The organism is Bacteroidales bacterium (assembly GCA_031275285.1).
In the GTDB taxonomy this organism is placed as follows: Bacteria; Bacteroidota; Bacteroidia; order Bacteroidales; family UBA4181; genus JAIRLS01.
In genome coordinates this window covers 1-11,466 of record JAISOY010000055.1, presented here as the reverse complement: position 1 = coordinate 11,466, position 11,466 = coordinate 1, and the positions used below count along the sequence as shown (strand labels likewise).

At 40.1% G+C, this 11,466-nt stretch carries 8 protein-coding genes; 2 read left to right on the top strand and 6 right to left on the bottom strand.

Annotation, left to right across the window (positions count from 1 at the left end):
- The first annotated feature begins 335 nt into the window (after positions 1–335).
- Positions 336–1,325 (top strand): prenyltransferase, encoded by a 990-nt coding sequence (locus LBQ60_05255; protein MDR2037312.1) that lies wholly within the window; start codon positions 336–338, stop codon positions 1,323–1,325.
- A gap of 17 nt (positions 1,326–1,342) precedes the next feature.
- On the top strand, positions 1,343–2,236 hold the full coding sequence (locus LBQ60_05250; GenBank protein ID MDR2037311.1) for a radical SAM protein: 894 nt from the start codon (positions 1,343–1,345) through the stop codon (positions 2,234–2,236).
- Positions 2,237–2,311: 75 nt separating this feature from the next.
- Here LBQ60_05250 and mfd read toward each other — a convergent pair whose 3' ends face one another.
- From mfd to LBQ60_05220, 6 genes are all read right to left on the bottom strand, one after another.
- Positions 2,312–5,692, bottom strand: coding sequence for a transcription-repair coupling factor (gene mfd / locus LBQ60_05245; GenBank protein MDR2037310.1), 3,381 nt, complete (start codon positions 5,690–5,692; stop codon positions 2,312–2,314).
- Between the two features lie 175 nt (positions 5,693–5,867).
- The gene (locus tag LBQ60_05240) at positions 5,868–7,547 is read right to left on the bottom strand and encodes a B12-binding domain-containing radical SAM protein (protein MDR2037309.1); all 1,680 of its coding nucleotides are present in this window, start codon (positions 7,545–7,547) and stop codon (positions 5,868–5,870) included.
- A gap of 32 nt (positions 7,548–7,579) precedes the next feature.
- Complete coding sequence (locus tag LBQ60_05235) at positions 7,580–8,548, bottom strand: metallophosphoesterase (protein MDR2037308.1); 969 nt, start codon at positions 8,546–8,548, stop codon at positions 7,580–7,582.
- Positions 8,549–8,559: 11 nt separating this feature from the next.
- Positions 8,560–9,837 carry a mechanosensitive ion channel family protein gene (locus tag LBQ60_05230; GenBank protein ID MDR2037307.1) on the bottom strand — a complete coding sequence of 426 codons (1,278 nt, stop codon included), beginning with the start codon at positions 9,835–9,837 and terminating at the stop codon, positions 8,560–8,562.
- Between the two features lie 85 nt (positions 9,838–9,922).
- Positions 9,923–10,405, bottom strand: a complete 483-nt coding sequence (locus LBQ60_05225) for a gliding motility lipoprotein GldH (protein ID MDR2037306.1) — start codon at positions 10,403–10,405, stop codon at positions 9,923–9,925.
- Positions 10,402–11,466 (bottom strand): hypothetical protein (locus tag LBQ60_05220; protein ID MDR2037305.1); only part of this gene is annotated, 1,065 nt, incomplete at its 5' end. The genes LBQ60_05225 and LBQ60_05220, both read right to left, overlap by 4 nt.

The following is an 11,466-nucleotide window of genomic DNA, read 5'->3' as shown; positions in this document are numbered from 1 at the left end:
TTATTGATTATTGATTATTGATTATTGATTATTGATTATTGATTATTGATTATTGATTATTGATTATTGATTATTGATTATTGATTATTGATTATTGATTATTGATCTCTTCTTATATGAATTCCAGTAAATATTTACAAGTATTTCATTTAGTTAATTACTCACTGACGCTCAAGAGGGCTTACGCTTAGTTCACCATAGGAGCGGCTTAAAATATTCGATTATCGATTATCAATTTTCAATTATATAATGTGTCTGTTCTTTTCGGGAAAGCTAAAAGGGGTCAACCCGGTTTATTTTATTAATTTTGCCGCTTCATTTTAGAAACCATCAACGTGCATATCTTTAGATTCTGGTTCAGAAACTCCCGCCCTACGGCGCTTCCACAAAGTTTATTGCCTTCACTCCTAGCCGTGTGTCTGGCAACATCCGCATCTGGGTTTTCATGGTGGTTGGCTGTACTGGCTGTATTGGGTGTTGTGGCAGCTCATTTATCCCTCAACCTTTTTGATGATTATTTCGATTACAGGAAAAAGAAGTCGGATTACCGGGATGATCTGGTGCACGAAGGATTCCGGGCAAGGATAGGGAAATGTACTTATCTTACTTCCGGGGAAGCTACGCTGCAGCAATTATTGAAAGCCTGCTTTGTTTTTTTGGTAACCGGTATCGTTTTTGGTGGAATAATTCTCTATTTCAGGGGAATGATGATTCTCTATATAGCGCTGATAACAGCATTTCTGGGGATTTCCTATTCTGCACCTCCGTTTAGGTTGAGTTATCACGGATTGGGAGAATTGCTGATCGGGCTGATATTCGGGCCTATGAATATGTTAGGGACTTATTATGCCGCCTGTGGTGAGATCAATCAAGGCATCATTCTCATCTCTATTCCTGTTGGATTATTAGTCATGAACATTGTATATGTACATTCCATTCTGGATTTTATTCCCGATAAGAAAATCGGGAAAAAAACACTGGCCGTACTATTGAACAATACTACCGGTATGCTGGTTGTGTTGTTCTTGATTCTTTTTCTTCCGTTTGGTATCATTGCATACGGCATATTATCCGGTCATTTATCTTGTACCTACTGGTGGATATTCCTGACTTTACCTATGGCAGTATCCTTGTTTTACCTGATGCTTGAATATGTGAGAAATCCGGAAAGGCAGTTTGACCCACGTTTTTGGATGGGTCCTATGAACGGATGGAAAAGGATACAGCAGGCAGGCATCGGATGGTTCATGATCCGGTGGTTGTCTGCCCGTAATTTACTGTCCTTTTTTTGTCTGGCCATCATCATATTGTGCTTAGTCGTATAAATAGTTGATTATTCGTTATGAAATCTTTTTTTTACCTTCCATATTGGTTTTTTAAGGCACGTTTCTTAGGGAAAAAGCAACCTTTACAGTCGGTGATTTTTATATCCGACCAATGTAACCTGAAATGTAAACATTGCTGTGTATATGCGCAAAAAACAGTGATCAGGAAATCATACGAACAGATCAGAGAAGAACTGGAATATTGTTACGGGTTAGGATCACGTTTTGTTGATTTCGAAGGAGGAGAACCTACTCTTTGGAAAGATGAGAATTATAACCTGAACAGTCTGATCCGGTTAGCTAAAAAGATCGGTTTTTTTTCCGCTACCATTACTACGAATGCTGTGATGCCATTTCCGGGAAGCGAGGCCGATTCCATCTGGGTCAGCCTTGACGGATTAGGAAAATACCATGATATGATCCGGGGGGAAGGTACGTTTGAACGTTTGGTCAGGAATATAGAAACTTCCGGTCATCCGCACCTGAGTGTCAATATGGTCGTTAATGCCCTGAATTACCTGTCAGTGGGAGAGACCATAGAATTTGCGAGAAATAATCCGCATATCCGCTCAATCTCCATTAACCTGCACACTCCTTATACGGGAACGGAAGATCTGGCTTTGGATGAAGAAACACGGCACAAAGTATTGGATACCGTCATTGCCTACAAAAAGAAAAAGTACCCGATCATGAATTCACTGTCGGGATTAAGATTAATGAAACATAACCAATTTAAAAAATATTGCTGGGTGTCTAATTTTATCACGGTAGACGGGAGTAGATTGCCAGATTGTGGCGGAACTGCTTCGGGGCTTTGTGACAAATGTGGTTATTGTATGGCCGGAGAGATGAACAGTGTTATGAAACTGAAACCGGACACTATTATGGCTGGAATGAAATTGAGGATGTGATTATTTGTTCGTAAAAACGCGGGCACATTCAAAAGGTAAATATTCTCTTAAGAAGACGGGTGGAAGTAACGTTTTCTATTGTTCCATGGATTGAAGGACGGCCATGGCATTTTCGATGCTTTTTACAGGACTGATGGTCATGGCTAATTTGTCTTTGGCTTCTTTCATCCGGAATAAATGCGGCTTCTGCTGTACGAGCTGCAATATTTTTGAGAATGTCTCGGATTGGTAATAAAGAGATTTTTGATTGCCTACAAAGTAAACCAACAAGCGTTCATTGCGAAGTGTGACTTTTTCAAATCCCAGGCGGGCTGCCAGCCATCTCAGACGTACTACATTGATGAGTTCTTTACCTGAATTGGGTACCGGTCCGAAACGATCCGTCAAAGCCTGTTCGAATTTAGCCAGTTTTTCCTCGGTATCAATATTGTCCAGTTCACGGTATAAATGGATACGTTCCGAAACATTTTCAATATAATCTTCGGGAAACAACAGTTCCAGATCCGTATCTATCTGGCATTCGCTGACAAAAATTTGATTTTTCTGATCTATTGCGGCAGTTTTCTCTTCCCGTTCCTGGAAGATTTCTTTGAAATCATCTTCTTCCCTTAATTCGAGCATGGCTTCATTCAGGATATGATGGTATGTTTCGAATCCGATCTCTGCAATGAATCCGCTTTGTTCGGCTCCCATCAGGTTACCCGCTCCACGGATATCCAGATCCTGCATGGCAATGTTGAATCCGCTGCCTAAGTCGGAAAACTCCTCAATGGCCCGTAAACGCCTGCGTGCCTCCGGTGTGAGGTCGGTAACAGGAGGTGATAATAAATAGCAAAAGGCTTTTTTATTGGAACGTCCGACACGTCCCCTGAGCTGGTGCAGATCACTTAGTCCGAACATGTGGGCGTTATTGATAATGATGGTATTGGCATTGGGAATATCCAGCCCGGATTCGATGATCGATGTGGCAACCAGCACATTGTAGTCACCGTTGATAAAATCAAGCATGATTTTCTCCAACTCTTCCCCATTCATTTGCCCATGTGCGGCGACAGTAGAAATATTCGGGCAGATGCTTCGGATCATCAGTTCTATCTCATGCAATGATTGTACCCGGTTATGGATAAAAAAGACCTGTCCGCCGCGGGATACTTCAAACTCTATCGCTTCACGGATGATATCCTTATCGAAAGTATTCAGCTCGGTTTGAATCGGATGCCGGTTGGGTGGGGGAGTGGACATGATCGACATTTCGCGCACGCCCATCAGTGAAAATTGCAGGGTCCTTGGTATGGGAGTGGCTGTCAGTGTTAATGTGTCCACATTGACACGCAGGGCCTTTAACTTTTCTTTGGCCGATACTCCGAATTTTTGCTCTTCATCAATGATCAATAACCCCAGATCCTTAAATTTGACTTCTTTTCCAAGTAATTTATGTGTTCCGATGATAATGTCGACTTTTCCGTCCGCCAGATTCTTAAGGGTTTCACGTTGTTGTTTGGCGGGCCTTAACCTGCTGATGGAATCAATGGTACACGGAAATTTCCCCAATCTTTCTTTGAATGTCTGTTCATGCTGCAAGGCAAGTATGGTGGTAGGAACCAGTATGGCCACCTGTTTGTTGTCACTTACAGCTTTGAAAGCAGCACGGATAGCTATTTCTGTTTTTCCGAATCCAACATCCCCACATACCAGGTGATCCATCGGAGTATCGCTTTCCATACCAGTCTTGACTGCCTGGGTCGCTTTCAATTGATCAGGCGTGTCTTCATAAATAAAAGATGCTTCCAATTCTTCCTGCATATAAGTGTCATGGGAGAAGGCAAATCCTTTCTGAATACGTCGTTTGGCATAGAGGGCGATTAGTTCGCGGGCAATATCCTTTACTTTTCTTTTGGTATTTTGCTTCAGGTTCTGCCATGCAGGGGTTCCCAGTTTATTCAGTTTTGGCTGAGTGCTGTCTTTGCCACGGAATTTGGATATTTTATGAAGATTGTGGATGTTTACATACAATACATCATTATCACGGTAAACCATCCTGATACATTCCTGGGTCTTACCATTTACTTCCATTTTTTCCAGACCACCGAATACACCTACGCCATGATCGATATGTACGATATAATCGCCCGGGTGTAAACCCTGCAATTCTTTCATGGTGATACTTTTGGATTGTGTGAAACTGTGTTGTATCCGGTATTTATGGTAACGGTCGAAAATCTGATGATCGGTATAAAGGCAAAGCTTCAGATCGTGGTCAATATATCCTTCGTGAATGATGTTCGGAACCGCTATGAATGCTGCTTTGGGGATGATATCGTTAAAAATATTCCTCAACCGGTCAAATTGTTTTTTGTTTTCACTCATCAAAGCGGTGGTATAACCGCGTTCCGTATGTGAAGAAATATCTTGTGCCAGCAATTCGAAATTCTTGTTGAAACTGGGTTGTGGTACGGTATTGAACTTGAACTCAGTATCTGCCTTAAAGGTATAGTTTGTTCCGAATTCTATATTACAGAAACCTGGTAGGAGCGAAACAATTTCATGTTCTTCCGAGAATGTCTCATCACAGCGGAACGGAATATACTCATCCCCCGAAAGTACCTTTGCTGGTGGTTGGTTATTGATACGTGCAATTTCGTGTAGTGTGATGCCCATATCTTCACTCCAGACAATAGTTGAATGATCAAACAGTTTAAAAAAGGAAGATCTGCCGGTACGGAACGATTCCTTATCCATGCTGGGAATGATATGGATAGTATCCAGTTGATTTTCGGACAATTGTGTGTCGACATCGAAAGAACGGATGGATTCCACTTCATCACCGAAGAAGTCGATACGGTAAGGCTGGTGGGAGGAATAAGAAAATATGTCTACAATACTTCCCCGTATAGAAAACTGCCCCGGCTCGTATACAAAATCAGTGTGTGTGAATAGGTATTCCTGTAAAACTTCACGGATAAAATCAATAGATATATGTTCTCCTTTTTTTAGCTGTAGGGTATTACGCTGCAGATTTTCCCCGGAGACGACTTTCTCGGTAATGGCATGAGCATAGCTAACGATAATGATACCATCCTGTTTATCTTCTCTGTCGGGTAACAAAGCTTCCAGCGTACGTGTACGAAGAATAATATTTCCTTCATGGAGCTGGAGTTGTGCGGTAATTCTTTTGTATGAGGATGGGAAAAAGTATATTTCCTGATCATTACCCAGGATATTGTTCAGGTCATTATAGAAGTATGCAGCAGTTTCAGCATCAGGAAAAATAAATATCTGGTTACCGGATATTTGTTTGATCACGCTGGCGGCAACCAATGCCGGCGATGAACTGGATAATCCTTTCAAATGGATGGTTTTTCCGGATTGTAAGGATTGTTTGATAGAGGAAATGGCCGGATGTCCGGTATAAATATCGCTCAGGTGATTATTGATGAGTACTGTGGTGTCTTTCATTGCGCCGCAAAAGTACAAAAAGTTTTGGTTTGTTCATGCAAAGGAATATAGCGCTACTTTTTATAGTAAGACAATATGATTCGGATAATTCACCTGGATAAACCATGATCTCTTTTCAGGAAATGTAATATGGATATTTATTCGTAAGGTTACGAATAGATATCGCGCTTATTATTTACGATGGATGATTTGACAGGTATTCTAGTTTCTTTCTTCCGGATGACAGGAAAACTGTTAACATGAAGCTTGTATTGTCCTTTCGGTCAATCATTGTTTGCTTTTTTATATGATAAGGGTTTAATTGGTGCTTTTCCAGGAAATTTTTATCCTGACAGATCTGGTTAAATAGCTGCTTTCTTTCCTTTTTACTCAGGTCTTCTTGCCAGAAAACGCCGGTAGGACGTGTCGTGAAATGATGGTAATAATCTTCCTGAAGGAGATGGAATAAATTGATTTTTTTACTTTCCAGGAAAGCATGCAGGTAACGGAACAAATCGACCAACTGATATTGATATAATCTGTAATGATGTTGTTTACAGAATTGGGCCAACTCATCGAAAAATTCAAAATAATGATCCTTATAGGCAGTATTGAAAACTGTATTCATAGTTAAGGGAAAACGTCCACTGTTCCAATATTTTTCAAGCGTATGTTCTGCTTCGTGTATCCGGCATAATTCATCACCGGATAAATAGCGGTTGCTGATGATTTGATAAGGGGCTTCTTCCTGAAAGACATACCCATGCTTCGAAGCATTCCTACGAATACTCGTCCCGCGAAGCATTTTTAAAAAGCCGAGTTGTATTTCTTTTGCTCTGAAGACAAACACATCATTGAATGATTGGACAAATTTCCCGTAGGTTTCGTATGGAAGTCCGGCAATCAGATCCAAATGCAGGTCGATTTTACCTCCTTCTGTTAATTTTTTTATATTGTGGGATAATAGGGTAAAATCCTGTTTCCGGTTTACAGCTTTATTGCTTGGTTCGAAACTTGATTGTACTCCGATTTCAAAGCGAAAGAAATGTTTGGGTAAGCTTGTATTCAGAAAATTAATGGTGGCATCATCCAGAAGGTCTGCATATATCTCGAACTGAAACGTAAGTCCTTCCCGATAATGATCGATTAAAAAATCAAATATACGTTGCGTGTGTTTCCTGTTTAGATTAAATGTCCGGTCGAGGAATTTTATTTGTCTGGTCCCATGGTCCATCAGATATTGCAGGTTTTTCGTAATGTATTCATAAGGAAAATAACGAATTCCTTTTTCCAGTGATGAAAGGCAATAAGAACATTGGTAGGGGCAACCGCGGGATGTCTCAAAATAGATCAGCTGATGATTCAATGATTCCCTGTCTTCAATCAGTTGGTAAGGAGAAGGTAGGGCAACCAGACGGTGGAGGTCGGCGCGGGCAATGACACGGCTGATATTTCCCGGTGATGATACGCCATCGATGTTGACCGGTAAATGATTTTCTAAAGCGTTTAGTAATTCTCCAAGTACAAATTCCCCTTCTCCGCTGATGATAAAATCAGCTTTGGTATTCTTCAGGAAAAACTCAGGTTCGTAACTTACTTCCGGACCTCCCAGAATCAGGATGATTTCCGGGTTCAGTTCCTTGAGGCGGATCACCAGTTGTTGTATTTGCCGGACATTCCATATATATACCCCTAAACCAATACAATCGCATCCGGTAGATAAAAGATCACCTGCGATGGTCTCAATGTCTTCTTTAATAGTATATTCCTTAAATGAAATGTCAAAACGGTCTTTATTGGCAACGTATAATAACCTGACTGCAAGGGATCGATGTATGTATTTGGCATTAAGCGTAGTAACAACAGACTTTAGCATTTTATATGAAAATTTTGTTGTAACAAGGATGTTTAGAAAGTAAGTTTCCGGTCTGAAATGACCGGGGAGCAGGGATATGGTTTTTCTTTCAGCAGCTTCTCATCCGGTTCAGGTTGGACATATCTGCTTTTAGTGCCTTTAATTTTTATTTTTCCGGAACTACATATCTCGACAACAGCATACAATGGTTTTTCAAATGGTATTGTATACTTCAATGACGGATATTCCCGGTAAATTGATTCAGGGTATCTTTCCATATTGGTAAACTTTGATCCACCCCAGATATAGCTGATACTGTTTACTTGTATATAATTGACCCCATCGATTTGATGGTAGTTATCACTGTGAATGTGCCCGCCGAAAACTGCGGCAATTCTTGTACCATTATCACGGGCATGGATGATTATATCATGGATATATTTGTTCTGTGAAATTTTTGAATACTGATCGTTAACGGGAGCATGGGAAAACAGGATACATATTTTAGTAGTGTCGTTTAATGCTTTTTTTAGCCAGGTTACTTCTTCCTGACTATAAAAATTCCTGTCAGCTTCCCCAACCTTTCCGTAATTTCCCTTTTCGTAAGGTTTTATAATGCTGTCTTTATCTAAGAAAAAATTAGAATCTAATATGATGAAACGAAAACTTCCTGTATCGAAATAATAGTAGGGAGCAGGCATGTTCCAGTAATCAACATAGGTTTGCTTGTCGTTTTTATCCACATCGTGATTACCTAGGGTATGGTAAACTTTGGCCGGGTATTTATCCAGTATTTCCCGGACATCGGAACTTTTTGATGAAGGTAATGCGAAATCTCCCAGGTCAATAATAAAATCTGCTTTTTGTTTCAGAGCCTGCTTAACAACAACTTGTAAACGATCCTCTCCATCGGGAATCAAATCATGATGTAGATCGGCAAAAATCATGAATTTTGTCCTCTCCCCAGCATTTGTCGATGAAACAATAAATATTAGGAACAGGATCAAAATGTGTTTCATCATGGGCAACATATTCATCGGTTATTGATCATTTCCAATATCTTGATATCTCCACCCGACTCTTTTTCGAATATCTGGAGATCAAAATATTTGGTGGCAGCGAGCAAATGATCAAAAATATCTGCCATGATCTCTTCGTATTTTACCCATTTGATAGTATTGGTAAACACATATAACTCAAATGGTATTCCGGAATCAGTAGGTGGTAAGTGACGTACCATTAAAGTCATATTTTTGTGTACGCCGGGGTGGTTTTTTAAATACCACTCGGTATATTTTCTGTAAAGTCCGGCATTCGTCAGGTTACGTCCGTTGATAGGTAAACTTCTGTCGGCATTTATCCGTTCGTTGTGGGCTATAATTTCAACCTGGCGTTCGTCAATATAATTACTGATACCTTGTATCTTTTTGAATCTGGATAATTCCTCGTCGGCAATAAACCGGATACTGGACTGCTTAATGATGATGGATCTTTTAATTCTTCTGCCCCCGGCATTTTCCATTCCCCGCCAGTTTTGGAAAGAATCAGAGATCAGGGCATAAGTAGGGATTGTAGTGATGGTTTTATCAAAATTTTGCACCTTTACGGTGGTGAGATTGATTTCGACCACATCACCATCTGCACCGTATTTGGGCATGGTAACCCAATCCCCGATACGAACCATGTCATTGATAGTTACCTGTATACTGGCTACAAATCCCATGATGCTGTCTTTGAATACCAGCATCAGAATAGCTGATGCTGCACCCATGGTGGCAAAAAAAACAGTGATGTCTTTACCGGTAATGGTGACATATGCCGACCCCAATCCGAATATAAACAATACCAGTTTAATTACCTGCAAATAGCTTTCCATAGGTTTGTGTTCGAATGCAGGCTTTTCCCGTAATACATCCGAACCGGATTTGATAATGGACATGACCAGCCAGATAACCATGAATATCAGGTATATCTCAATTAATTTATTCAAAGGATTGATCCATATCGTGTAATCCTCAAAGACAATCGGAATGCAGAACTTGACGATATTGTAGGGGATAGTTAATGCTAAATAATGAGCAAACCTGTTCTGTGATAGGTATTTAAGGAAGCTGATTTTAGTGATTTTTGCAGACTTGTCCAGGAAAAAACGAATAATTTTCCGTGTAAGGTATTGAGCAGTATATACAATTAGTATTACTGCCAGCAATAATATAATACAATTGATGAATTTTGCCCAATTATCCGGAACTCCCCAGTCCGATAATAAGTGATATGCCCACCGGCCAATAGAGTAAGATGTGGTTTCCATTTTTAACCAGATAAGAAAAGTTAATTACTTATAATCAATGGTAAAATTATATCAGGAAGAGATATCACTATTAAAAAAGCATGGATTATTTCTTGCTTTTTTCTATACGTAGTCCGATATCATCAATACCGATCAATAATTCATCACGCATGGCTTGCTCATATTCAAAAGTGTAAGTGCCCGATACCGGAAAACGGATGTTCTGCTGATACAACAAACGCGTATCAAATTTATCACCTAGCCCGTGTCCGAGCCACTTTCCATGATCATCAGCAAGCATTATTTTCAATGTATCCCGCTGGCTTAACCCCTGTGGTGAATGGGTATTCACAAACAGCCAGAGTTCCATCCATTTATATTTACTATTATTTCTTACATTGATATATATGTTACATTCGCTGATCGTGTCATTGATATCGACATTGAATTTGACCATTTCTTTTTGATGCCATCCATCTTTGGGAATACGGACATTATCTTCATAGATATTTTGAAGATCACATGATTGCATAAATATTCCAAATACAACCAACCAGATAATTGCCGGTATAGAAGCGAACTGTTTCATCCTTCATTGGTTTGTTGGGAGTTGTCCTGTCTTTTTTTATCTCTGTTGTCGTTTCTATTACGATTGTTCCGGTTTTTATGGCGGTTTTTGTTGTTTTGAGACGTCTTCTGTTCTCCGGAAACCACTCCTACGGTTTGTTTTTTCTCGATGGGTTCCGGTTGATTGTTTTTGTTTTTACTCCCTTTATTTTTTTTCTTTTTTCGCTTTTTCTCTTCAAAACGACTGATACTATCTTCTCCGGCAGCATTCTGGTAATTATTCTCTGACTTTTTGGATTGGACATCTTCATTGGCATGCAATTCTTTAACCTTGATCCCCTGCCGGTTTTGCGCTATAATGTCTTTAACCACATCTACATCCAAAGGGATAAGCCCTGCATTTTCAGTGTTTTTCTCAAACGTATACCAGATAATTCTTCTGAAAACGTCTGTTTTGTTGTGATAGGCTTTTCCTTGTTCTGTTTCCAGCGGTATGGAAGTATCCGGAAAATCGCTTTGGGCGTCCAGATAACATTTCAATTCGTAATTCAGGCAACATTTAAGTTTCCCACATTGGCCTGCCAATTTTTGCGGGTTAAGGGATACTTCCTGGTAACGTGCAGCACTGGTAGACACAGATACGAATGAAGACATCCATTGCGAACAACATAATTCCCGGCCACATGTTCCTATACCTCCGACTTTACCTGCTTCCTGACGTGCTCCGATTTGTTTCATTTCGATCCTTACCCGGAATTGTTCAGCATACTCTTTGATCAATTGCCGAAAATCAACACGTTCATCGGAAATATAATAAAAAGTGGCTTTGGTTTTATCTCCTTGAAATTCAACATCACTGATTTTCATGGAAAGATTCAAATCGGCCACGATTTGTCGTGCAATACGCATGGTATCTTTCTCTTTTTCAATGGCCTGAAACCATTTTTCAATATCATTGGGTTTGGCCTTACGGTAAATTTTCTTAAGGTTGTCCATTGATACTCCATAGCGGTTCATTTGTGCCAGTACCAGATCTCCGATAAGGGATACCACTCCGATGTCATGACCCGGGGATGCTTCTAC